The sequence below is a fragment of the Elusimicrobiales bacterium genome, from assembly GCA_041651175.1.
Classification (GTDB): domain Bacteria; phylum Elusimicrobiota; class Elusimicrobia; order Elusimicrobiales; family Elusimicrobiaceae; genus JAQTYB01.
This window is the reverse complement of record JBAZJT010000014.1, coordinates 1-22,956: the sequence shown is the minus strand read 5'-3', so window position 1 is coordinate 22,956 and position 22,956 is coordinate 1. Positions and strand designations below refer to the sequence as shown.

The 22,956-nt window shown below is 61.1% G+C and carries 20 protein-coding genes; 3 read left to right on the top strand and 17 right to left on the bottom strand.

Translation table 11 applies throughout. The annotated features are described in order from the left end of the window. The 9 genes from WC421_08525 to tpiA all read right to left on the bottom strand — a co-directional run bounded on the left by WC421_08525 (position 1) and on the right by tpiA (position 9,969). Positions 1-513, bottom strand: a complete 513-nt coding sequence (locus tag WC421_08525) for a hypothetical protein (protein MFA5162277.1) — start codon at positions 511-513, stop codon at positions 1-3. A 4-nt stretch (positions 514-517) separates the two neighbouring features. Continuing rightward, the gene (locus WC421_08520) at positions 518-1,123 is read right to left on the bottom strand and encodes a hypothetical protein (protein ID MFA5162276.1); all 606 of its coding nucleotides are present in this window, start codon (positions 1,121-1,123) and stop codon (positions 518-520) included. After that, positions 1,123-2,718, bottom strand: a complete 1,596-nt coding sequence (pilM, locus tag WC421_08515; protein MFA5162275.1) for a pilus assembly protein PilM — start codon at positions 2,716-2,718, stop codon at positions 1,123-1,125. The genes WC421_08520 and pilM overlap by 1 nt, the downstream gene beginning before the upstream one ends. Positions 2,719-2,723: 5 nt before the next feature. Continuing rightward, positions 2,724-4,502, bottom strand: coding sequence for a hypothetical protein (locus WC421_08510; GenBank protein MFA5162274.1), 1,779 nt, complete (start codon positions 4,500-4,502; stop codon positions 2,724-2,726). Between the two features lie 269 nt (positions 4,503-4,771). Beyond that, positions 4,772-6,817, bottom strand: a complete 2,046-nt coding sequence (locus WC421_08505; protein MFA5162273.1) for a DnaA/Hda family protein — start codon at positions 6,815-6,817, stop codon at positions 4,772-4,774. Between the two features lie 15 nt (positions 6,818-6,832). Continuing rightward, positions 6,833-7,510 carry a deoxyribose-phosphate aldolase gene (gene deoC, locus WC421_08500; protein ID MFA5162272.1) on the bottom strand — a complete coding sequence of 226 codons (678 nt, stop codon included), beginning with the start codon at positions 7,508-7,510 and terminating at the stop codon, positions 6,833-6,835. A 37-nt stretch (positions 7,511-7,547) separates the two neighbouring features. After that, the gene (locus tag WC421_08495) at positions 7,548-8,558 is read right to left on the bottom strand and encodes a HEAT repeat domain-containing protein (GenBank protein ID MFA5162271.1); all 1,011 of its coding nucleotides are present in this window, start codon (positions 8,556-8,558) and stop codon (positions 7,548-7,550) included. Between the two features lie 11 nt (positions 8,559-8,569). After that, the gene (locus WC421_08490) at positions 8,570-9,205 is read right to left on the bottom strand and encodes a phosphate propanoyltransferase (protein ID MFA5162270.1); all 636 of its coding nucleotides are present in this window, start codon (positions 9,203-9,205) and stop codon (positions 8,570-8,572) included. Beyond that, positions 9,202-9,969, bottom strand: a complete 768-nt coding sequence (tpiA, locus tag WC421_08485; protein MFA5162269.1) for a triose-phosphate isomerase — start codon at positions 9,967-9,969, stop codon at positions 9,202-9,204. Before tpiA ends, WC421_08490 begins: the two co-directional genes overlap by 4 nt. 82 nt (positions 9,970-10,051) lie before the next feature. Here tpiA and WC421_08480 point away from each other — a divergent pair, with 82 nt between their 5' ends. After that, on the top strand, positions 10,052-10,807 hold the full coding sequence (locus tag WC421_08480; protein ID MFA5162268.1) for a Nif3-like dinuclear metal center hexameric protein: 756 nt from the start codon (positions 10,052-10,054) through the stop codon (positions 10,805-10,807). Here WC421_08480 and dinD read toward each other — a convergent pair. The 4 genes from dinD to WC421_08460 form a co-directional block, all read right to left on the bottom strand. Next, positions 10,804-11,658, bottom strand: coding sequence for a DNA damage-inducible protein D (gene dinD, locus WC421_08475; protein MFA5162267.1), 855 nt, complete (start codon positions 11,656-11,658; stop codon positions 10,804-10,806). The genes WC421_08480 and dinD overlap by 4 nt on opposite strands. Before the next feature lie 76 nt (positions 11,659-11,734). Beyond that, positions 11,735-12,292, bottom strand: coding sequence for a thymidine kinase (locus WC421_08470; GenBank protein MFA5162266.1), 558 nt, complete (start codon positions 12,290-12,292; stop codon positions 11,735-11,737). A gap of 1 nt (position 12,293) precedes the next feature. Next, complete coding sequence (gene rfbB / locus WC421_08465; GenBank protein MFA5162265.1) at positions 12,294-13,304, bottom strand: dTDP-glucose 4,6-dehydratase; 1,011 nt, start codon at positions 13,302-13,304, stop codon at positions 12,294-12,296. Further along, complete coding sequence (locus tag WC421_08460) at positions 13,301-14,236, bottom strand: SDR family oxidoreductase (GenBank protein ID MFA5162264.1); 936 nt, start codon at positions 14,234-14,236, stop codon at positions 13,301-13,303. Before WC421_08460 ends, rfbB begins: the two co-directional genes overlap by 4 nt. Before the next feature lie 229 nt (positions 14,237-14,465). On the opposite strand from WC421_08460, the gene WC421_08455 reads away from it, so the two are divergent. Both WC421_08455 and WC421_08450 read left to right on the top strand, forming a co-directional pair. Further along, a complete protein-coding gene (locus tag WC421_08455; GenBank protein MFA5162263.1) occupies positions 14,466-15,131 on the top strand; it encodes a DUF2064 domain-containing protein in 666 nt (221 codons plus the stop codon). Positions 15,132-15,137: 6 nt separating this feature from the next. Beyond that, a complete protein-coding gene (locus WC421_08450) occupies positions 15,138-16,667 on the top strand; it encodes a YifB family Mg chelatase-like AAA ATPase (protein ID MFA5162262.1) in 1,530 nt (509 codons plus the stop codon). 178 nt (positions 16,668-16,845) lie between these two features. On the opposite strand, the gene WC421_08445 is transcribed toward WC421_08450, so the two are convergent. Genes WC421_08445 through WC421_08430 form a run of 4 tightly spaced genes read right to left on the bottom strand, consistent with a single transcriptional unit; the run spans position 16,846 to position 22,765 of the window. Further along, complete coding sequence (locus tag WC421_08445; protein ID MFA5162261.1) at positions 16,846-17,955, bottom strand: HD domain-containing phosphohydrolase; 1,110 nt, start codon at positions 17,953-17,955, stop codon at positions 16,846-16,848. Beyond that, positions 17,948-19,339, bottom strand: coding sequence for a (Fe-S)-binding protein (locus WC421_08440; protein MFA5162260.1), 1,392 nt, complete (start codon positions 19,337-19,339; stop codon positions 17,948-17,950). Before WC421_08440 ends, WC421_08445 begins: the two co-directional genes overlap by 8 nt. Further along, positions 19,326-21,341 (bottom strand): FAD-binding protein, encoded by a 2,016-nt coding sequence (locus WC421_08435; GenBank protein ID MFA5162259.1) that lies wholly within the window; start codon positions 21,339-21,341, stop codon positions 19,326-19,328. The genes WC421_08440 and WC421_08435 overlap by 14 nt, the downstream gene beginning before the upstream one ends. A gap of 5 nt (positions 21,342-21,346) precedes the next feature. Further along, complete coding sequence (locus WC421_08430; protein ID MFA5162258.1) at positions 21,347-22,765, bottom strand: tryptophanase; 1,419 nt, start codon at positions 22,763-22,765, stop codon at positions 21,347-21,349. Positions 22,766-22,956 lie beyond the last annotated feature (191 nt).

The window sequence follows — 22,956 nt, the reverse complement described above, 5'->3', positions numbered from 1 at the left end:
CTATCTTCTTCTCAACTCCTGAAACGCTTTTGTGAACCGCATTCCGTTCTCCTCAAAAGTCACGGAATTGGCGCCGACGCTGATAACCTTCACATCTCCCACATACCCTCCCGCGGATACCGACTGGTTGTTCACTATCGCCATTTTACCAATTATGCCCTGAATTAAAATATTGGACCCCCGCCTGACTATTGATCCGGTCTTGGCCGCCTGCGCGGCAGCCACCTGCTGGCGGGTCGCCATCTTTTCCGCTTCCAGCGCGGCGATGTCTTCCGGAGACAAAAACGGATTTCTGCCGGATTTAGGATTGAACACCACTTTCTGTTCAGAGACCTCCACCGCCGTCGCCGACGACACTTCCGCCGCGGCAACCGGCGCGGCAGTCTGCGCTGCGGAATTCCCGTTCTGCGCGGCAGCGGAGGGCGTTGCCTGCGCCAGGCATGGCGCGGCAATCCCCGCCGCAACACACAGGACAACGGCTTTGCGCGCATGAACACAGAAGCGGCTAATCATATGCTTACCCACCTGCAATGCCGGTATTGCGTTTAGGCGACACCGTGGATATCCGCACTTCCGCGGATATCAGATTGGACTTGTCGCTAGTCTTGTGCAGCGCCACCCTTTCCAGCTTCACAAAACGGTCGCTGCTTTCTATCCTGGCCAGAATCCTGCCTATGCGCGGCAGTTCAGACACGAAATTGAACTGAAGCGATATCACTGAAATATCGCCGTCCCCGCTTTCGGTCGGCACGCTCACCTGGCCGGGCACCACGTTTTCCGAAGTGCAGGACATGGTTATCAGGTTGCCCAGCCACTCCGTCCGCTCTTTCTGGGTGGGAAAACGCCGCTGCGCGTTCAGCATCTGGCTTTTGTATGTGTCGTAATCGGTGGCGAACTGCGCCTGCGCCTTCATGGCGTCTATCTGGGAACGTTTGTTGTTTGTGGAAGATGAAAGCGGCTTGTAAAGCGCGGAATAAAAAAACAGGGAGCCGCCCAACCCCACGGCAAGAGGAACTTTGAAGTATTTCCACCCCTGCTCGCGGAATTTGGACTGGACAAGGGACAAGGACTCTCGCGTATAGTCCAGATGCCCGCGAAGCACATCCTCCAGTTTCTGTGCCATCAGAAACCTCCTCCCGGCTGCACCTTGCATTTGATGGAGAAATTGGTGTCCGCAGCCGAATCCTGGGCGGAGCGGTCCTGCGAGCGGGAAGTGACAAAATCTTTCAGGCACTGTCCTCCGGGCGCGATGAATGCCTTCTGAATTTCCGGATTGGCCTTGAGGGTGTCAATGAAAGTTTGCACTATGGCCACATCGTTCTGGGCCGAGCCGGAACGCACCTTTCCGGTTATGGACAATTCGCTTTCCCCGCGCGAGCCGGCGGACGGCAGCACGCCGGAGTACCCGACGTCCGAAACCCACACCTTGTCCGGCACGGAATCAAGCACGGCAACCAGTTTGGGAGCGTAATAATCAGGATTGCCGCCGAGCGCCTGCAGCTTGCCGGAGTATGCCCTGATGCTGTCCACCGCCTGCTGAATCCCGTCGGAAGTCAGGCCGGAGAATTCCGGCACCTCGCTTATGGAAGCGCGCAGCCTGCTTAGTTCCATGGTGGCCATGAAAAACCTGGCCTGGGCGCTGAACGCCATAAGCCCGGAAATCACCACCATGCCTATGGCAACAGCCCATACCGTAAGACTGACGCGCGCCTCATCCACTGCAGCGCTGGTGGTGTGGAGAAGGTCCACCCCCGCCTCGCCTGTCATGTGGCGTATCCCGGCGCCTATGGCGGAATACATGCCCCAGTTCCCGTCGCGCAGCTTGAAGGCGGCCTTCGGGTCCCACATCTTCAGCGGCAGCTTGGCATCCTCCAGCACGGAGGATTTCCACACATCCAGATTTTCTCCGCTGAGGTAAAGCTCCTTGAAAATCTGCTCGCCGAACTGCTTATGCACGAAATCAAGCGGGCCCTTGACGTCCAGCCGGCGCCGTTTGGTGCCCATGGTGTCGCCGAAATTGACCTCGCGGAACAGCAGCGGCACGCCATTGTTGTAAAGCAGCATGTAGGCGGAACTGGCATCAAAATGCGCGTATATCCTGGGCGCGGTGGTGCCGCCGCAGGCATGGCCCAGCAGCCTGCCGGCCGACATGGCCGATACTTCCACGCCCACCGGTTCCAACCCGGCTTTTTTGACGCCTTCCACCAGGGATTCCACTATTTTGGCGCTGGTCAGAGCGAAAATAACGCCCATCATCCTGCCCCTTCCGTCCGGCAGGTCGTGCATGTGCACCTGAAAATCGTAAATGGAGGTTTCAAACGGGAAGGGAACGTATTTTTTCGCCTCAAGCGGAATCGACTGTTTCCAGAACCGCCGCTCCACCATCGGCATCAGGAAATAGCGGAACACCGCGAACTGGGGAGAAAGCGCCAGCATCACTTTGCGGGTGTCCAGGTCAACCTGCTTTATGGCCTTTTCCAGATGCGGCAGCCAGTTGGCCTCCTTGGTTATGAAATCCGCGTTCATGGCAGAGGCACGGGCGTCCCCGTCGCTTTTCTTGGGCGGAGGCAGGGCGATTCTGACATAGCGGCCTATCTTGACGGCGCCGCCTCCCAGTTGCGTTTCAACCAGCCCGATTTCCTCCATGGTGAGATACATACCCAGGCACGAGGTCAGGGTAACCGCGCGTTTTCCCATCATATTGTCAAGCATGGACATATGCGCTATTCTCCAAACACAACAACGCAGACCGGCTCCGCCTGCGCGCTGACCTCCGTCTTGGTATCCATCATGGAAGTATCCACCCCGTATTCGTTGACCAGCATTTCCACAAGCGCCTTGGCCCGCTTCTCCGCAAGGAACGCCGCATCCGGTTCGGACGAAGACGCGCGGGCGGATATGATAACCTTGTCGTCCGGTCTGGAAACCATCATGTCCGCAAGCTTGGCGACCTGCGGCTTGGCCGCGTCCGAAATATCCGCTGTGCCGGCACCGTAACGGATAGTATACGCCTTTCTGCCGCTCATGGCAACAAAGCCGTTTTCATCCGAAACCTCGCGGCCGCTCCGCGGCGCGCGTTTTTTGGTTTTTTTGTGCGCGGCCGCCTTGCGTTTGGCCGCAGCCTTGCCTTTTCGGATGACGACGCCTATGCCCTGTCCGCCGCCCGCCGCTCCTTTTTTGAGCAAGCGGCCCTTGCCCGCCTGCGCCATGCCGGTGACGTTTATGACGCGGCGCGCTATCTGCTCGCGGCCCGCGCTGTCCGAAGCCGTGAACACGCAAAGGTATTTCCCCGGCGGCGACGCCGCGCCGGAAAAACCTTTGCGCGCGTTCCAGAATATCTGATGATACGCGGCGTCCTGCCCGGATGTCTCCTGCATGACCGACAGGGAGCCGTCGCTTTCGGCGCGGAAAATCTGAAGGCGCCAGTAGTCAACGCGGGCCGAAGTCTCTATGGCGGCGAACTCCACTATAGCCCCCTGCATCCTGTCGGTGGATATTGACGACGGGAAAACGCCCAGGGTTGTCCGCGGCGGCAGCCGCCCGGAGCCGTCGCTCTGGCTAAGCAGCGGCTGGCGGGCATAATCAAAAGTTATGCCTATGCCCTGTATGTCCTTGAAGTTGTGGGGCAGCGGCTCCTGCGACGAAAGCCCCAGATTGACAAACAAGCGCGCAGCCGAAATACCCTTGTGCATCAGATACGAGTTGACCGCCATAGCCCGGCGCATATCCAGCATTCTGGCCCCCGCGGAGGTGAATCCCTGCGGCGTTATCACAAAGCAGACGTTGCCGTTGGTGTACATCAGACCCGCCACCGCCGACAGGATTTTACCCGCCGCGGGCTGCCGGAACTTCAGACTTTTGGAAAACAGCACGGCAGGATCAAGCATCAGGGCTTCCACTCTGTCACCGTCCATAAACACGCGCACGCCTTTGGTTTTGGAAAGAATCCCCGAGATAAAACCCCGCATCGCGCTTATTTTCTGGTCCACCTGGCGCGCGCGCTCCCCAGCCGGGCCGGAGGCGGCGGTCGCGGCGGCGGCTTCCACCCGCGCAGGCGGCTGTTCCGGCGCGGGCTTGCCTGTCTTAAGCCTGTAATAGACTGATTTCACTCCGGAAATAACGACGCCGCCCATTTTTGAAAGCTCTTTTTTAAGCGACGGCTCCGCTGCCTGGCCGTCGGCAGTTTCCTGCTCTTCTTCGTCTTCGGTGTAAACGTTATCGGTTTCCCAGTTGTCAACCTCAAGCTTCTGGCTTATCTTGTTGACATACTCGTTGGCTATGGCACGCTCGGACGGGGAACCGTTTACCAGCACATCCATGAACAAATCCATTGCCTTCTGATAATCGCCGTTGCGGTACATTTTCATGGCATGCCATATCCGGCGAGACTGGTCCTCCACCGCCTGGCTTCCGCCGGACCTGCCCGCGCCGGACTGCGCGGAGCAGTCCGCCGCAGGCAGCAGCAGTCCGCAAAAAACCGCCAGAACCGGTATTATCCTCATAATCCTCAAAAAAACCAAAAACATCTCCATTAGTGTCCGCACCTGCGGCAGCAGCCGCGCGCGCAGTCGCATACCCCTTCGCGCGCGAACACAGTATACAAACTTATTGAGCCGGACATAAGCAGTGCCCCATACGTCCGCATTCGCGGGTGATGCGGCGCCGCCATGCGCCTGCATACGGACATCGACGCGCGCATGATGCTTGCCTCAAACGCGACTGCGGTCAACCGCACGGGACATTACTTGCGCAGGAGTCAATAAGGGCGGCGTCAAATCAAATCCAGCAGTATACGCGAGTATGCGGACGGCGATTTCAACTGCTCCATCTCAAGCGTGGCGCAGAACGTTCCCGCAGCTTCCAGAATATGGCGCACCAGCCTGGCGAATTCGTCGCGCGCGGCCTTTTTCCCGTCCGCGGGCAGCAGAATCACTGCGGATTTCACGCGGGCGCCGCGGCAGGCTTCGGCCAAATCATAGGCGGCGTCGGCCATGCGGGCATAATCGTATTCCCGGGCAAGGGTGATTTCGAAACCGCCTTCCAGCTTCATTTCGCGGGCACGCTCGGTCAGCGAAAGCGCCGCCCAGCGCACATACCGCAAATCTCCGGTCTGGCACAGAAACGCCCAGCGGCCCCATTCGCGCCCTGAAAAATCAGAATCCGCGGCGCGCTGAAGCTCCGGCACGTCCGGCAACGACTTGTCCCCGCCGCCGTCCGCAGCCAGAAGCATGTCAAACGCATCGGCGCGCTGCACGGCCGCGCCGCCTGCGGCGGCGGACAGTTTTTCAAGTTTCAGCGCATCGGCTATTATGCGCCTTACGGCATCAAGCGGCATCTGCGACTTGCCGAAAAGCCTGAACACGCTTTCGTCCGACAGGGCGATGCCGCTGCTTTCCATCATTTTTGAGACTATCGCGCCGTAAAATTTTCCGGACGGGCACTTTAATTCCGCCGACCAGCCGGTATCGAACTTGAAACCCAGATTTTCCTCCAGCGCCACGAGCTGCTCCGGCGGCAGGCTGGAAGCGACCACTATCTGCTTTCCCCCCTTAACGGCGGAATCCAGCCACTGCGCCGCAGACACCCTGTTGGCGTCAGAAACGGACATAAGGTCTATATCGTCTATAAACACCGCCCTTGTCCGTTCCGCCAGGTTCTTAAGCTCGTCCGCTCCGCCGGAGGCAAGCTGCTCCATCCCGCGGGAAAAGCGCGCGCCGTCGGTGAAAAACAGCGCCTCCTGCCCCAGCACCGGTAAAAGCGCATAAGCCACCGCGTTTATGAAATGGGTTTTGCCGCTGCCAGCGGGCCCGAAAATGACAAGAGGGTTGTACATGCCCCCGGGATTTTCAACCACGGAATTTGCCGCCGCATGCGCAAAGCGGTTGGCCCCCACCACCAGCGTGTCAAAGGTGTAGAGGGGGTTGACAGGCATTTCCAGCGACCACGGGCGGGGAGGGATTATCTCCTCTTCGGCGCGCGCCGCATCCTCCTGAACGCTGCCGAATATTTCAAACGCCTGCCGCTCGGTGTCCCGGGGCGAAATCACAAAAGGCTCCGCGCCCGGCTCCGCGCCGGGAAACGGCTGCTGCGCTTCCTGCATGGGCCGGGGCTGTTCCGGCGGGCCCAGTCCGGAGAAACTGGGCGCGGTCCAGGTTTCATTCGCGGCCCGGCGGACGAAAACATCCGCGCCGTCCGGCCCGGCCTGCCCCTCCGCGGACGGCTCTTCAAGCTGGATAACGCCGCCCTCGCTGACGGTTCCCGGAAACGACGTTATGGCGCCCGCCTGCATGAACACCTCCATATCCAGAGGCGGCTTTTCCTCTTCTACGGAATTTTGCGGCGGTGCGGCGGCGCCTTCCGGCTGCGCGGCCTGCGCCGGAGACTCAATCCCGCCGTCCGTCTTGCTCATAAATGCCGTAGGGTCCGGCCCGGCAAATGCCGGAGCGTCCGGCGGGTTTTCCTCCTGCGCCGGGGCGGGCGGCGCCTCCTCCGGCACCACGGCGGGCGGCGGACGGAATCCCGGCGCGGGATTTTGCAGCGGCCTGCGGCGGGAGTAGGCGGCCCGCCTGGCGCGCCGCTGGGATTCGGCGGCGGCGGCGGCCATTATATCGGCGGCGTTGTCCAGCAGTTCGGCGTCGGCGGAATGTATGTAGAAGCGGTAGGTGTAAGGCTCGGCCACGCGGCGGGGCCGGCCGCAGTGGTTGCCGAGTTTAAGAAGGATGGCAGCGACATCTTCTTTGTCGCCGTCTATGTAAAGCGCGTGGCGGCGGCTGTCGCGCACGGAAGGCTCAGGACGTATCTCCCAGTATGTTATCATCGCCGCGAGGAAAACCTAATACGCGCCGCCCTCCCGGCCGGAAACTATCGCCGCGCCGGAACTGGTGCCAAGGCGCGTCGCCCCGGCTTTTACCAGCGCCAGCGCAAAAGCCGCGTCCTTTATCCCGCCGGAGGCTTTCACCCCCATGTCCGGCCCGACGGCGGCGCGCATCAGCGCTATATCCGCCGCAGTAGCGCCGGAAGGCGCAAATCCGGTGGAGGTTTTCACGAAATCCGCGCCGGCGCGTTTGGCCAGCAGGCAGGCGCGCGTTTTTTCCGCATCGGTCAGGTACGCGGTTTCAATTATGACTTTCAGAATTTTCCCAGGGACGGCGCGGCGCACCGCCTCTATATCGGACTGGACAAGCCCGTCGCCGCCGGACCTGAGCGCGCCGATGTTAATCACCATGTCCAACTCGTCGGCGCCATCGGCGGCGGCGGAGCGCGCCTCCTCGGCCTTGACGGCGGAAGTGTTGGCGCCAAGCGGAAAGCCTATAACGACACAGACTTTGACCGGAGAATTTTTCAACAGCCGCGCGCACAACGCGGCATGGCAGGGATTTACGCACACGGAGGCGAAACGGTGTTGCAGCGCCTCCGCGGCCAGTTTTTCAATGTCCGCCGGCGTGGCAGAAGCCTTTAGCAGAGTATGGTCTATGATGCCGGCCAGGCCGGCGGCGTCGGGAAGCGTCATGTCCGTCCTCCTCCTGTCCAGAATTTCCGTATCCCGGCTAATTTATAACAGCCGGTTCGCGCCGGCGGTGCTGCAGCGACAGTTGCGCGGCGCGGCGCACGCCGGTGCTGGCGTCGCCGGCCAGCTTGCGCAGCGCGCCGTCGGCCCGCGCGTCGCCCGCGCCGGCAAGCATTCCGGCGGCCAACTCGCGCGCGCCATCATCGCCGGAAGCCATCAGGGAAAGCAGATACTTCACCCCCCGCCCGTCGCCCAGCCGCGCCAGGGAGCCCGCCGCCTGCGCGGCCACCGGTATATCCCGCTCCGAGCGCACAAGCCCGGCCAGCTTTTCCTTAAGCTCCGCCCCGCCGGTGTCGCCCGCCAGCGCGGCGGCGGCGGCGCGGACATCCTCATATCCGTCCGACAGCGCCGCCGCAACCGCGCCGGAAAGCGGGGCGGAAAACTTCGCGTCGCGCATCGCGGCGGACAGCCCGCAGGCCGCCGCGGCTTTGGGCGAGGAAAACAGCCTGTGCAATTCGCGCGCAGCCTGGGCGCGCACCAGAAAATCCCGGTCCGCCATCGCTTTAAGCAGCCTGTCCGGCAGCGAGGGAATATAGCTTGCTCCCGACAGCACCCATTCCGCCGCCGTGGCCGCGGCCTGGGCGCGCACAGCCGGAACATCGTCGGAGAATGCGCGCATCAGCATAACCGCCTCTTCCTCTCCCGGCATTTTAAGTGATGACATGGAGCGTAAAAGCGCGACGGTGTCGCCGCCATAGGCCGGAGTCTCCTCCGGCGCCTCCTCTTCCTGCGCGGACGGCTGCTGCGCGGCATGGGGCGCGGGCTGAACCGGCTTTGCGGCAAAATGCCGCGCGGCAATGCGGTAGCCCCAGACGCCGCAGCCGACCGCGGCCAGCGCAGCGGCAACGCGCCATGCGGGCCGGACCCGCGCGGAGGAAACCCGCTCCTGCGGCTCCGGCGCGGCGGAAACATCCGCCACGCTCCTGCCGCAGACCTCGCATTTAAGCCAGTTGTCGGGATTCTGATACTGGCATTCAGGACAGACTTTCATGGCAAAGCGCTTCAGCGCGCCGGTTCTATGTAAATGCTGTCCCCGTTTTTAATCATGGCGGAGTTGGCCTCCTCCACGTCCACATGCAGTTCCAGCTTGAACTTGTCGCTCACCCGGCACAGCACCTGGCCGAACACAAGCTCCCGCTCCCCGCCGCGTCCGCAGCGCACGGACACTATCTGCCCGTCTTTTACGCCGAATTCCTGCGCGTCCGCCGGAGAGAAATGTATGTGCCGCTTGGATATTATCACGCCGGAAAGCAGGGTAATGCTTCCCTTGGGGCCGGTTATCTTGAGGCCGGGGGTGTTTTCCAGCTTGCCGGAATCGCGCACCGGCGGCTTGAGGCCCAGCTTTATCGCGTCCGAGATGCTGATTTCTATCTGCGTCTGCGGGCGGTAGGGGCCTATCATGCGCACGTTTTCAAATTTGCCCTTTTCGGTTTCCAGCGTGAAGCATTCGTTGCAGGCGTAAAACCCGGGCTGGGTGATGGGACGGTAAAGAGTAGGCTCGGCATCCGCGCCGTAGAGCGTCTTGAAATGCTCTTTGCTCAGATGCAGATGGCGGTTGGAAATCCCCGCCGGAATCGGTTTTGACAGGCAGCCCCTGTCCGCCGCTACGGTACCCACGCACGCTGCATTGTCGGTCATGGCTTCCTCCTGAAATTCATAATTCTCAAAAATCCGTCGGCTTTGAGGCTGGCGCCGCCCACAAGCGCGCCGTCAAGGTCGGGGCGGTCCATAAGCTCGTCTATGTTCTCCGGCTTGACGGAGCCGCCGTAGAGTATGCGTACCTTTTTCGCGAAATCCGCGCCCAGCAGCGCCGAAACCTTCCCGCGTATGAACAGGTGCGCGTCCTGCGCCTGCTGCGGCGTCGCTGTTTTGCCGGTGCCTATCGCCCACACCGGCTCGTAGGCGATGACCAGCTCCGAAAGCTGCGCGGCGGAAAAGCCTTTCAGCCCGCCTTCAAGCTGGGTTTCCAGCACTTTCTCTGTTTTGCCCGATTCGCGCTCTTCCAACGTTTCTCCGACGCAGAAGACCGGAACCAGCCCGTGCCGCAGCGCGGCGGCGATTTTGCGGTTGACAATTCCGTCCGTATCGCCGAAAATGGCGCGGCGCTCCGAATGACCGATTATGACATGCGTCGCCCCCGCGTCTTTGATTTGCGCCGGGGAAACCGCGCCGGTGAAAGCGCCCTTGTCCTCCCAACAGCAGTCCTGCGCGGCGACCAGAATGCCGGTCCCTTTAACCGCCCGGGCGACGGCATTGAGCGCGGTGAAAGAGGGCGCGACCAGAGTCTGCGCGTCCGCGCTCGCTCCTCCCGCCAGCGCTTTTGCCAAAGCGGCGGATTCGTCTATGGTGTTGTGCATTTTCCAGTTTCCGGCTATAAGCGGTTTTCTTGTCGCGGCGGACATGGCTCCTCCTTGCGGTTTCGTCTGTGATAATGATATTACTTATACACTGGTTTTCGCAAGAAGGCTTGCTGACGGAGGGACTATGGCGGGCAGGGACGCAATCGTAAAATTCGCGGACATTTATCTGCACTCGGCCAAAATACCGGACGCTTCGCTGAACGGGCTTCAGGTTGAAGGCGCGCGCGGGGTTAAAAAAATCGCGTTCGGCGTCTCGGCCTCTTATGAATTCCTGCGGCTGGCGGCGGCGGAGGGCGCGCAAATGGCTTTTGTCCATCACGGGCTGATATGGAGCAAGCCCGCCGCCATACGCGGAACTTTCGGAGGGAAAATCCGGCTCCTGCTGGAACATGACATGTCCCTTGCCGCCTATCACCTGCCGCTGGACATGCACCCGGAGACCGGCAACAACGCGCAAATCATAAGCTGGTTCGGCGCAGCCAATATAAAGCCTTTCGGCGATTATCACGGAAATCTGATAGGGCTTTGCGGGCGGCTGCGCAGGCCGCTTTCAACCGGCGAGGCGGCGGAAATCCTGAGCGGGCGCATAGGCGGCAGCCCCGCAGTCATCAGCCGCGGGCCCGAAAAATCGCGCACAATCGCCGTCATCAGCGGCGGGGCGTCCTCCATGATAGAGGAGGCGCATGAAGCCGGGGCCGACTTATACATCAGCGGCGACCGCAGCGAAACCGTCCCCGAATACTGCCGCGAGGCGAAAATGAATTTTATTTCCGGCGGGCATTACAACACCGAGAAGGCGGGCATACTTGCGTTCAAAGAAGTGATAGCCGCCAAATTCCCGGTAAAAACCGTCTTTATAGACGTGCCGAATCCGTTTTAGGACGCATCCTTTCGCGGAAATTTCCTCGCGTCCCCGATAAGTTTTTGATTGCTTGATTTAACGCGCCGCTCAAGTTTCCGGATATCTTCCTCCGGCGGCAACCGTTCCGGCGCGATACTGCTTTTTCCAAGAACCGCTCTTACATCTTTGTTATTCTGAACATGCTCTTGCGTTATGGCATTCTCTCCGTGCAAATTCTTCTTCTTGGTGTTGAAATTGGTCAGTTCCGTGGCAAAATCTTTTGCTTTGATGGTGATGGTGGGCAGGAAATCGGCTAACGGACGCTTGTCCGGCACCCCGAGCTTGCGCTTCATTTCCTGTGTATTTTTTCCGCCAAACAATGCCTGGCCCCCCTTGCTGCGAATGCGCCCGAAACCCTGGCTGTCCACTCCGCGCTCGTATATGGTTTTTGAAAGTTCGGTTTCCGTTTCAACCAATTTTTTGCGGGCAACGAGCCGCTCCTGCAAAGCAATCCGCTCCTCAAGCAATTCCTGCCTTCTGGTCTGCAGCGCGAAATAACTTTGAGCAAATGCAATTTGTTCCTTGCGCGAATCCCCGTTTTGCGCCATAAGATAGCAGGCATACCGGGTTAGCATGACATCTTTTATTTCCCGCTCGCTTTCGGAACCTATGCTGACCATTTTGTTGACCTCAACAAAATGGTTGGCAACATCCTGGCGCGAGTTGAAGCATGCCATCTTCGCCTTGTCTATCACCTCGCAAAAGTTGCGCCACTCCGAATAGCCCAGAAGTGTCTGGAGATTCCTGGCCATCCAATACTCGACACCGTCTTGTTCGCAGGCGGATTCTTCAAACGTTTTGTTCAGCTTCGCAATAAGCTCTTTATCCATATTGCGGCTCCATTATGCCGTATCCCGCAGCGAAAAACATGCTTCTCTGGACATCGTTGAAATTCTTGCGGGCGAATCATTCCGCACGGAAGCATTTGCGGCAGCGGGCTTCGTATTTGTCCGCCGCGCCGACGTCTATGCGCTTTTTCCCGCCCGTTACCCGCTGGCTGCGGTTGGCGGGATTGCCGCATACCATGCAAATCGCCAGATTCTTGGCGACATATTCCGCCACCGCCATTAGCTTTGCGGTGTTTTCAAAAGGCTTGCCGGTATAATCCTGGTCCAGCCCGGCGGCGATGACGCGCTTGCCCTCTCCGGCGAGTTTCTGGCAGGCGTCCACTATACCCTCGTCAAAAAAATGAATCTCGTCTATGCCGACCACCTGGGTGTCGGGCCGCATCGCCTTGAGCAGCGCGGCGGAGCTGCGCACCGGCTCGCACGGCGCTTTGACCATATCGTGCGAGATTATATGGTCCTTGCCGTAGCGCACGTCCAACGCGGAGTTGAAAACCTGCACTTTCTGGCGCGCTATGGTGGCAAGGCGCAGCCTCCGTATAAGCTCCTGCGTCTTGCCGGAGAACATGCTGCCGCAGACCACCTCTATCCAGCCGACGGACGACGGCGTTGGCAGCATATTACTTCGCCTTCCCCGCGTACTGCTTTTTGTAATAGCTACGGTATTTGGCGCGGGTTTTGAGCTTCAGCCACCATTTGCGGTTCTGCGCGTACCAGTCTATGGTGAGCTTTATGGCGTCCTCGAATTTGAAGCGGTGGCGCCAGCCGGTCTCGCGCGCGATTTTTTCGCAGTCAAGGGCGTAGCGGCGGTCGTGGCCGGGACGGTCGGCAACCGGCTGGATAAGGGTATGCGGCTTGCCCATCAGGTCCAGCACGGTCTTGACGATTTCCACATTGGACAGCAGCTTGCCGCCGCCGATATTGTAGACTTCGCCCTCGCGGCCTTTTAGCAGCACGGCCTCCACCGCCTCCACATGGTCCTGCACGTAAATCCATTCGCGCACGTTCTTGCCGTCGCCGTAGAGCGGGAAGGGCTTGTCCGCGCCGGCATTGGTTATCAGCAGCGGCAGCGCCTTTTCGGGATATTGATAAGGGCCGTAGTTGTTGGTGCAGCGGGTGGTAACCACCGGCAGTTTATATGTGACAAAATAAGCCCGGACAAGCAAATCCGACGATGCCTTGGACGCGGAATACGCGCTGTTGGGCAGCAACGGGTCGGTTTCCACAGAGCGGCCTTCTTCCACCGAGCCGTAAACCTCGTCTGTGCTGACATGCACGAAACGTTTGATATTGCAAGCGCGCGCCGCCTCCAGCAGGCAATGCGTGCCGACGACATTGGTCCTTATGAAATCGCCCGGATGCAGTATGGAGCGGTCCACATGCGACTCCGCCGCAAAATGGACGACCGCATCAATCCCCTCCAGCGCGGCGCGCATTTTTTTGAGATCGGCTATGTCCGCGCGCAGCCATTTATAGCGCGGATTGCCGGACACATCGCGCAAATTATCCGGGTTGCCGGCATATGTTTTTTTATCTATGTTGAGGACATGCCAGTCCGTGTGTTTATCCAGCACATGCCGCACGAAATTAGAGCCTATAAAGCCCAGCCCGCCGGTAACAGCGATTTTCATTTGAAATACTCCCATGTTTTCGCGATTCCGTCATCAAAGTTGACGACCGGTTTATAGCCCAGGTCGCGCCTTGCGGCGGAGATGTCGGCGAAAGTCTTGCGCACGTCGCCGGCGCGTTTGGGCAGGAATTTTCTGGCGATTTTGCGGCCCTGCGCCAGTTCTATCGCCGCAAGCAGGTCCAGCAGCGATTTGGAATTGCCGCAGCCGATATTGTAAACCCCGCCCGCCGCCTTCGGCGCAAGCGCGGCCCTGATATTGGCCTGCACCACATTGGCCACATAAGTGAAATCACGCGACTGTTTGCCGTCCCAGTGGACTTCCACGGTTTTGCCCGCTTTGGCCAAAGCCATGAATTTGGGAATAACCGCCGAGTATTTGGATGCGGGATCCTGCCGCGGGCCGAACACGTTGAAATAGCGCAGCGACACGGTTTCCAGCCCGTAGGCTTTGGCGAACATGACGCAGTAATATTCCGCCGCCAGCTTGCTTACCGCGTAAGGCGACACCGGCGCGGGAACGAAATTCTCCTTCTGCGGGAAAACCTTGCACTCGCCGTAGGCGGAGCTGGAGGAGGCGTACACCACCCGTTTAACCCCGGCGGTTTTTGCGGCGGCAAGCAGCTTCAACGTGCCGGACACGTTGTTTTCGTTGGTAGGCTCCGGCGCGTCCATGGATTTGGGGACGGAGCGCAAAGCCGCCTGATGCAGCACATAGGAAACGCCTTTGAGCGATTTCCTCAAATCCGAACCGCTGCGGATATCGCCTTTGACAAGCTCTATCCTGTCTGCGAAGGCGGCGATATTCCCTTTTTTCCCGGCGCAGAAATTATCCAGCACGCGCACCCGCGCGCCCATTTTCACCAATTCCTCGGCGATATTGGAGCCTATGAACCCCGCCCCGCCCGTAACCAGCCACACAGGTTTATTAGACATTGCGCTCTCCTGAAATGATTTTTAATTCTACCATTTGGCGGCGGAGCGGACAAATCCCGCCAATCCCTGTGTATTCAACGAATATGTATTTGCAAAGGTTCCGGCAATTTCTTGAAACCGCAGACCCGGCGGCTTATCGCGGCGGATACTTGCCTGTTATTGAGCGAAACATAAATATTTGCTCGCTTCGCCATTTTTGACCTCTGAGATTTTGGTATAATTTAGGGACATGAAAGAAAATTGCCTTCTGGTTTTTATCAACGCCCCCATGGCGGAGGAAATGCCCCCCCGGCTGACGGAGGGGTTTGGCGAAAGCAAGCTCGTCCCGGCCTATACCGACATGGCGCGGCATTTTTTCGCCGCTGTAAAAAAGTTGCACGGAATACAGCCCACCGCCGTTTATAAAAATATCGGCAAATACCCGGATTTGCGCTGGCTGGACCCGGAGGACCCGGGGTTTCTCTCGCTCAAAGGCGCCACGGAGGCGGAACAGGCCGCCTGCGCCGCGCGCTGGGCTTTTGACGCGGGGGCAAAGCGTGTCGCGCTTGCCACTGTCAACGCGCCCGCGCTGCCAGCCAATATTATAGAAAACTGCTTTTCACTCCTGGCGGAAAAAGACATGGTTGCCGGAGCCGACAAGGACGGCGACCTTTATCTTCTTGGCATGAACAAGCCGCTGTTTAGCATTCTGGAAGGCTATCCCTGGCCGGGCCGCCGCGTCTGCGACGAGATTGCCGACCGCGCCAAGCGGCTGCGCCTGAACCTGCATCTGCTGCCCGAATACCCGATTATAAAGGACGAGGCCGCCTACCACCAGTGGGTTGCCGGCGGAAGGAAAAGCCATTCCCCCGCCCGGCAGGACGCCAAACCCGCGCCGGCAGCCGGCCCGCGCTGATTTCGGATGTTCGCCAAAATCCGCTCGCTGGGAGTAAAGGGGATAGACGGGTTTCCCGTCTCGGTAGAGGTTGACGCGGCGGCGGGGCTGCCCGCGTTTTCCATAGTAGGGCTGGCGGACACGGAAATAAAAGAATCCAAAGACCGCGTGGCGGCGGCCATCCGCAATTCCGGTTTTGATTTCCCGCTTAAAAAAATAACCGTCAATCTCGCTCCGGCGGAACTGAAAAAAAACGGCACGCATTTTGACCTGCCGATAGCGCTGGGGGTGCTGGCCGCCAGCGGCCAGCTGGACGGCGCGGAGCAGTCCCTGTCCGGTACCGCTTTTATAGGCGAGCTGGCGCTGGACGGGGAAATCCGCCCGGTAAGCGGCATCCTGCCCATGCTGCTTGCGGCAAAAGACCTCAATATCCCGGCGGTGGTGCCGCGCGCCAACCGCGCGGAGGCTTCGGTTTCCGGCGCGAAAGCCTGCGCCGCGCGGGACCTTAAAACGCTGGCCGCCGCCATAACCGCGCAGGCCCCGCTGGAAGACTGCGCGCGCGGGATATGCGGCGCCGTCTCCCAGCCGGACGGCGGCGACGGTGATTTCCGCGAGGTGAAAGGCCAGCCGCTGGCAAAGCGCGCTCTGGAAATAGCCGCCGCGGGCGGACACAACGTGCTGATGATGGGGCCGCCCGGCTCCGGCAAGTCCATGCTGGCAAAACGTTTCCCCGGCATACTGCCGCCGATGACCGACACCGAGGCGCTGGAAGTCACCAAAATCTATTCGGTCTGCGGGTTTACGCGGGGCGGCAGCCTGATGCGCCGCCGCCCTTTCCGCGACCCGCATCACACCATAAGCGAGGCCGCCCTTGTGGGCGGCGGGACAACGCCGCGCCCCGGCGAGGTGTCGCTGTCGCACAACGGGGTGCTGTTTCTGGACGAGCTGTCCGAATTTTCGCGCTCCACTCTGGAAGTGCTGCGCGAGCCGCTGGAGACTTTCCGCGTAACAGTCTCCCGCGTCAAGGAGACCGTCTGCTACCCCGCCAGGCTGACGCTTATAGCTGCCAGCAACCCCTGCCAGTGCGGGTTTTGCGGCCATCCCGACAGGCCCTGCTCCTGCACGCCGCTGCAAATTCAACGCTACCGCAGCCGGCTCTCCGGCCCGCTGATTGACAGGATAGACATGCACATACAGCTTGCGCCGGTAAAATACGTCCACTGGGCGCAGGCCAGCGAGGGTGAGCCTTCGTCGGAAATACGCGCGCGCGTGGTCCGCGCCAGAAAAATTCAGGCCGGGCGTTTTGCGGGAACAGCCACTACCGCAAACAGCTTCATGAGCGTAAGCCAGATAAAGAAATTCTGCGCCGTTCCCGCCGACGGCAGCGCGACGCTTGAGACCGCGATGAACCGTTTCGGCCTCTCCGCCCGCAGCCTGGATAAAATCCTGAAAGTGGCGCGCACCATAGCCGATTTGGAAGGCGCGCCCGAAATCGCCAAAGCCCACATCATGGAAGTGCTGCAATACCGCAACTTCGACCGGCAGAACATTCCCTGACCTGAAAGTTTCAGGCAACCCATTTCCCGCAGCTGGACAGCGGAATTCGCCGGCGGGGAGCGTGGTATTCCTGTGCGGGATTTTCCTCGCATGCCGTGTGGGTATGCAAGAAAATTTCCGCACAGGCTGTCCCGCCATCCGCCGTCCCGGTTCTCGCCGCCAACTTTGGAAGGCGGGCTTATTCCGGCTGGTCGGCGTAGATTTTTTTGATTTCGGGGAATATGGACCGGAAGGCTTCCACCACTTCCGGGTCAAAGGCCCGCCCCGCATGGCGTATTATGTAATCGTACGCGCGTTTGGCGCCCCAGGCCGGCTTGTAGACGCGCGGCATGCACAGCGCGTCAAAAACATCCGCCACCGCCACTATGCGCGCCTCCAGCGGGATTTCCCGGCCCTTTAGCCCGCCGGGATAACCGCTGCCGTCGTATTTCTCGTGATGGGCGGCGGCCAGCCGGCTGGCGATGCGCAGCAGCCGGCTTTCCGCCTTGGAAAGTATTCTCGCGCCGTAGAGGGTGTGTTTTTTCATCTCCTCAAATTCGGCTGCGGTGAGCTTGCCGGGCTTTAGCAGTATCGCGTCGCACAGCGCGACCTTGCCTATGTCGTGCAGCGCGCTGGCGCGGCGCATATCCTCGGCATCCTCGCGCTGCAGGCCCATCGCCAGCGCGAGCTGATAGGTTACCCGGCCTATGTTCCGTAAATGCCGCCCCGTGTCCTGCTGGTCGCGGTACTCGGCGGTTACGGCCAGGCGGTAAATGGTTTCTTCCTGCGTGGCGCGCAGATCCTCGTAGAGCTTGGCGTTTTCTATGGCGTTGGCGGCCAAGGTCCCCATAAGCTGCAAAAGCCCGATATCGCCCTGCGTAAATCCCGCGCCGCTTTTTTTGTTGAGCGCCTCAAAAACACCAAGCAGCTCGCCCTTGCTGTTTTTAAGCGGCACGGCCAGAACATTGCGGGTCTTGTAGCCGGTGGTTTTATCTATATCGGGCAGAAACCGGGGGTCGGAATAGGCGTCGCCTGCATTGATGGTTTCGCCGGTAACGGCGCAGATGCCGGCTATGCCAGAGCCCATGGCCACGCGGATTTCCCGCCTGTGCCCGCCATGGGCGACTTTGGACCACAGTTCGTTGCGCGCCATATCAGCCAGGAATACGGTGCAGCGGTCCGCGTCGGCGATTAGACGTATCTGGTCCGCTATTATCTCCAGCAGCGCGTCAACTGTGGTTTCCGCCGAAATCAGCCCGCCGAATTTAATCAGCAGGCGCAGCTTTTTTTCCGCATCCGGGTCAGCCACCGCAGGCCTCGTCAATAAGCACGGCATAGTGAACGGCTTTGGCATGAGGATAGTATTTTTTCAGCCCCGCGGCAATGTGCGCCGCGGACGAATGTGAACCGCAGGCCACTATGTCCGCCCGCGCCGCCGCTATGGCGGAAATTTTGGCGCGCAGCAGCCTGTCTGCCGCGGCGGGGGAAAAAAGCGGCGCGCCGAACTCGCCGCCGCAGGGCGCGTCCGCGTTTTCCAGCGGGACGAAATTGGAGCCGAAGGCCGCCGCCAGCGTCTGCCTGGCTTTGCAGGCCGAATACTGCCAGTGGGCGCAGGCGGCATTCTCGTGCAGCGAAATTCTGGCTTTTATGAGAGCCGCGTCCGCCCTGCCGGAAAGCAGGAATTCGCCGCGCTCCGCCGGCACCATCTCCAGAGAATCCCGCACGGCCCCGGCGAAAGCCTTCGCGCGCGGGCGCCAGGCCGGATCCTGCAAAAACAACTGCTCGGCCCGTTTGAAAAAAGCGGAGCATTCGCCGCAGTCCGTAACCAGCGGCAGCGGCTGGCCGGAGCAAAGCTCCTCGTAACGCGCTATAACGGCGCGCAGGGCGGCGCGCGCGTCCTCTATATCCCCGAACAGATACGAGTTAAGGCCGCAGCACAGCCCGCCAAGCAGCCGCACGGGGCCGATAAACCGGTCCGCCAGCCGTATCACCGACATGCCTTCTTTCGGATACAGGTAATTCGCCTGGCAGCCGATAAAGCAGACACAGCCGGAGCGTCCGGTCTGCCCGGCGCGCTTAAGCTCCGGGGCGGCTGCGGCGGTTTCGTCCAGGAAACGGACGCGGCGGGGATGCAGCCGGTCCCAGCGCGCGGCCCATTGCGCGTCGGCGGTATCCAGCGCTCCGGCGGCGGACAGCAGCCTCACAAGCCCGGCGCCGCGCGCGGCGGACAATGCCCTCATCAGCGCGCGCGCCAATGCGGGCCGCCGCGCCGCGCACGCAAATACCGCCCGCGCCAGCGCGCCGGCGCCCTTTTCCGGGTATGTCCTGCGGCCTTCCAGCGCAAGCTCCCGCACCGGAACCTGCGAATGGCAGGCGCCGGAACACGCGCCGCACAGCAGGCAGTTGTAAAACGATTCCGCCAGGACGGCGGCGTCCGCGTCCAGCTTGAGCCTGCCGCCCATCGCCATGCGCAGCAGCTGCGCGCGCCCGCGCGGCGAGAAATTCTCCGCCCCTGTGCCGGAATAAGTGGGGCATTTTTCCAGGCAGAGGCCGCAGCGGTTGCATTTGACGGCGCAGTCGTATACCGGCTTTTCGCCGGAGACGGTAAGCAGCGTCTTGAGATGCGCGCCTTCCGTGGCGGCGGTATAAAGCTCGTTATAGGGGACAAAATCGTCTATTTTAGGCAGCCGCATCGCCATTCTCCCCGTAAACATGAGGGTTCAGCAGATTTTTCGGGTCAAAAGCCCGTTTGAGCCTGCGGTGATACGGCCCCGGCGAAAATTCCCTGCGCGCGGCAAGGGCGGAGCAGTCTGCCGCGCCGTCCGCGCGCAGCGTGAGCGACAGTATCACCCCGTAGGCCCCGCGCGAACCGCACATCAGGCTGATGACATCCGTCCCCGGCGGGTCCACGGCGCATTTGCCGCCGGCTCGGATTACGCTGCCGTCGGCCAGCGCGAATTTGATTCCCGTTATTATCTCCCGCAGCGCGGCGCACCGGCCCGACGCCGCCAGCGCGCCTATGCCGCCCGGATAATCCGGCAGCCTTAGCCGCAGACCGTGTTCGGCGGCCTTTGCCTTCAGGCGGGCGACGGGGACGCAGGCCTCCGCCTCAGCCGAGCGGTTGGCGCGGTCAATCTCAACCCCGTCCAGCGCGCCCGTATCCAGCGGCGCGGCCCCGCTGGGCGCGGCGCCATGCCCCGCGATAAAACTGGCCCTGCCGGCGGCAAAACGCGAGGCAAGCTCCGCCGCCACCGCCGCCGCGGCGCGGGACGGCTGCGCGCGTTCCTGCAAAGCCTCGGCCCCCTCGCGCGCGCCGGCGACGGGAATTATCTTGTCGGGATTGGCTATGCCGCGCGGGTCGGCGGCCTTTTTGATGCGGCGGAACAACTCCAGCGCGGCATTGTCGTAAATCCAGTGCATGGCCATGCGCTTGTCCACGCCGGAGCCGAAACCGCAGGCCGGCAGCCCGCCCAGCGTAACCGCGCATTTGAGCATTTCGCGCGCCGCCTTTTTGATGCGGCCCGCTTCAAAACTGTTACGCTCGTCAAAGACAAGCTGGGGGCGCAGCACGCCGCTGGCCGGGTGATAGACCAGCGCGGCGCGCGCGTCAAATTTGGCGGCGCAGTGGCGCAGCATGGCCAGCGCCACCGCCAGCGACGCCGGCGGCACCGCCATATCCTCCAGCACGGCGTTTGGCGCAAGCCGCGCCATCGCCGTGTAAACATCCGCCCGGAGGCGCAGCGCGGCGCGGCCCTCCGCGTCCCGCGAAAAAACCACCGGCCCCGCCCCCGCCGCCGCGCATATTTTCTCCGCCGCGGCGCAGACGGCGGACATTTCATCTTCGGAGGCGGCGTCCAGCTCCAGAAACAGCGCGCCCGCGCTTTCCGGCGGAAACGCGCCCAGCCCGAGGCTGTCGGAGGCGCTGGCGGCGACGTTGTCCATGCCGATGGCGGCGCGCGGTATTATGCCGGCGGCCACAAGCTCGCGCGCCGCGTCTATGGGCCCTTCCGGGCCGCGGAAACCTATAAGCGCGCAGCAGACCGCCGCAGGGGATTTGAGAATTTTGACCCGCAGCCGCGCCGCCGCGCCCAGCGAGCCCTCGCTCCCCGCAAAAAACCGGGCCAGCAGCGGCCCCGCATCGGAGGCGGACCAGCGCAGAGTTTCCCCCTCCGGCGAGACGAATTCCGCCTCCAGCAGCGAGGCCCCCGCCGGACCGTATTTGAACGCGCGCGGGCCGCGGCAGTTTTCGGCCATGTTGCCGCCGATGGTGGAGACAGCCGCGCTCTCCGGCGCGGGCGCGAAGAAGAAATTCTCGCGCGCCAGCTCGCGCTGCAGCGCGCCGTTTACCGCGCCCGGCTCCGCAAGAGCATAGCCGGAGGCGGTGTCCACCTCCAGAATGCGGTTTAGCGCGGCGGTGTTTATGATGACGCCGCCTTTAAGCGGCACGCAGCCGCCGGTCAGATTGGTTCCCGCGCCGCGCGGCACGAAGGGAACATCGTTTTCCGCCAGCAGCTTTATCAGCGGGGCAAGCTGCTCCGTCCGGAGGACATGGATGACAGCCTCGGGCCGCGCGCGGGAAAGGCCCGAATCGTAGGAATAAAGCGCGAGATTGCCGTTGTCTGCGCGCACGTTCTGCGCGCCGACAACGGCCTCCGCCTGTTTGCGAACACGCGAAAAAGTGTCCTTTGTGAACATTTATTCTAGCTGAGGATAAGCTCTTTCTCCGCGGGCCGCAATTTTGCCGTGAAATGCGCCAGCACGGCGGGGGCTTCCTCTATCTCCAGCCCCCGTATGCCGGTTTTGCGCTTTGCCAACTCCTCAAAAACCTCTATAAGCAGATCTATATGGCTTTGCGTGTAAACGCGGCGCGGCAGCGCGATGCGCACCAGTTCCATGCTGGCGGGGGTGAAATTGCCCTTGGCGTCGCGGTTGCCGAACATCAGCATCCCGATTTCCACGGTGCGGATGCCGCCTTCCAGATACAGCGCGCAGGCCAGCGACTGGGCCGGGAATTTCTCCGGCGGGATATGCGGCAAAAAGCGGCGCGCGTCAACATACACGGCATGGCCGCCGGGCGGCTCCACTATCGGAACCCCGGCCTTGCGCAGGCCGTCGCCCAGATACTGCGCGGAGCGTATGCGGTAAGCCAGGTATTTCTCGTCCAGCACCTCGCCCAGCCCCACCGCCATGGCGTCCAGGTCGCGGCCCGCAAGCCCGCCGTAGGTCGGGAATCCCTCGCCCAGAATCAATACCTGCCGGGCGCGGGCGGCCCACTCCTTGTTCTTCATCGCCATGAAGCCGCCGATATTGACCAGCGCGTCTTTCTTGGCGCTCATCATGCAGCCGTCGGCGTATCTGAACATCTCTTTTGCGATGTCCTCCGCGGAGCGGTTTTCGCAGCCCTTTTCGCGCAGCTTTATAAAATAGGCGTTTTCGGCGAATCTGGCCATATCCAGGAACACCGGTATTTTCGCCGCCGAGCAGATTTCATAGGTCCGTTTGAGGTTGGCAAGCGAGACCGGCTGCCCGCCCAGCGAGTTGTTGGTAACCGTCATCACGCACAGGGCGATATTTTGCGCGCCTCTTTCCTTTATGAATTTCTCCAGCGCGGCGGTGTCCATGTTGCCCTTGAAGTCGCCGGGGCGCGCGAAATCCAGCGCCTCTTTTACCGGCAAATCCACCGCCTCGGCTCCGCCGGCTTCCACATTGGCGCGGGTGGTGTCAAAATGCGAATTGGAAACCACCGTTTTCCCTTTGCCGCCCACAAAAGAGAACAATATCCGCTCCGCCGCGCGGCCCTGATGCGCGGGAATGACCTCGCCAAAACCGGTAAGCCCGCGCACGGCGGCCTCAAAGCGGTAGTAGCTGGAGGCGCCGGCATAAGACTCGTCGCCGCTCATTATCGCCGACCATTGCGCGGCGGACATAGCGCCGGTGCCGCTGTCGGTAAGAAAATCCAGCAGCACCTTCTCGGCGGGGATGTTGAAAAGGTTGTAATGCGCGCGGGCCAGTATTTCCCCGCGCTCCCTGCGGCTGGTGAACCCCAGCGGCTCCACGGTCTTGATTCTGTGCGGCTCTATGACGGTTTTCCATTTCCAGTCTTCAAGATGAATATACATCACGGCCTCCGGCGCGGATAGCGCACAGTTATTCTACTTTTTTGGCAAACAAAAAGCCCGCCGTAGAATTATCCAATGCAAGATGAGCCTGAAGGAATGCTCGTTTCCAACACAAGATGAGCCTGAACCGCGCTGAAATCGTCCGTTTGCGCTCTGTCGTTCGTAAACTAAGCCATGACGCTGGAAATGGA

Bases quoted from the DNA above. Each gene is read 5' to 3' on its own strand.
- WC421_08525 (MFA5162277.1), bottom strand. From the start codon at position 513: ATGATTAGCCGCTTCTGTGTTCATGCGCGCAAAGCCGTTGTCCTGTGT.
- WC421_08520 (MFA5162276.1), bottom strand. From the start codon at position 1,123: ATGGCACAGAAACTGGAGGATGTGCTTCGCGGGCATCTGGACTATACG.
- pilM (MFA5162275.1), bottom strand. From the start codon at position 2,718: ATGTCCATGCTTGACAATATGATGGGAAAACGCGCGGTTACCCTGACC.
- WC421_08510 (MFA5162274.1), bottom strand. From the start codon at position 4,502: ATGAGGATAATACCGGTTCTGGCGGTTTTTTGCGGACTGCTGCTGCCT.
- WC421_08505 (MFA5162273.1), bottom strand. From the start codon at position 6,817: ATGATAACATACTGGGAGATACGTCCTGAGCCTTCCGTGCGCGACAGC.
- deoC (MFA5162272.1), bottom strand. From the start codon at position 7,510: ATGACGCTTCCCGACGCCGCCGGCCTGGCCGGCATCATAGACCATACT.
- WC421_08495 (MFA5162271.1), bottom strand. From the start codon at position 8,558: ATGAAAGTCTGTCCTGAATGCCAGTATCAGAATCCCGACAACTGGCTT.
- WC421_08490 (MFA5162270.1), bottom strand. From the start codon at position 9,205: ATGACCGACAATGCAGCGTGCGTGGGTACCGTAGCGGCGGACAGGGGC.
- tpiA (MFA5162269.1), bottom strand. From the start codon at position 9,969: ATGTCCGCCGCGACAAGAAAACCGCTTATAGCCGGAAACTGGAAAATG.
- WC421_08480 (MFA5162268.1), top strand. From the start codon at position 10,052: ATGGCGGGCAGGGACGCAATCGTAAAATTCGCGGACATTTATCTGCAC.
- dinD (MFA5162267.1), bottom strand. From the start codon at position 11,658: ATGGATAAAGAGCTTATTGCGAAGCTGAACAAAACGTTTGAAGAATCC.
- WC421_08470 (MFA5162266.1), bottom strand. From the start codon at position 12,292: ATGCTGCCAACGCCGTCGTCCGTCGGCTGGATAGAGGTGGTCTGCGGC.
- rfbB (MFA5162265.1), bottom strand. From the start codon at position 13,304: ATGAAAATCGCTGTTACCGGCGGGCTGGGCTTTATAGGCTCTAATTTC.
- WC421_08460 (MFA5162264.1), bottom strand. From the start codon at position 14,236: ATGTCTAATAAACCTGTGTGGCTGGTTACGGGCGGGGCGGGGTTCATA.
- WC421_08455 (MFA5162263.1), top strand. From the start codon at position 14,466: ATGAAAGAAAATTGCCTTCTGGTTTTTATCAACGCCCCCATGGCGGAG.
- WC421_08450 (MFA5162262.1), top strand. From the start codon at position 15,138: ATGTTCGCCAAAATCCGCTCGCTGGGAGTAAAGGGGATAGACGGGTTT.
- WC421_08440 (MFA5162260.1), bottom strand. From the start codon at position 19,339: ATGCGGCTGCCTAAAATAGACGATTTTGTCCCCTATAACGAGCTTTAT.
- WC421_08435 (MFA5162259.1), bottom strand. From the start codon at position 21,341: ATGTTCACAAAGGACACTTTTTCGCGTGTTCGCAAACAGGCGGAGGCC.
- WC421_08430 (MFA5162258.1), bottom strand. From the start codon at position 22,765: ATGTATATTCATCTTGAAGACTGGAAATGGAAAACCGTCATAGAGCCG.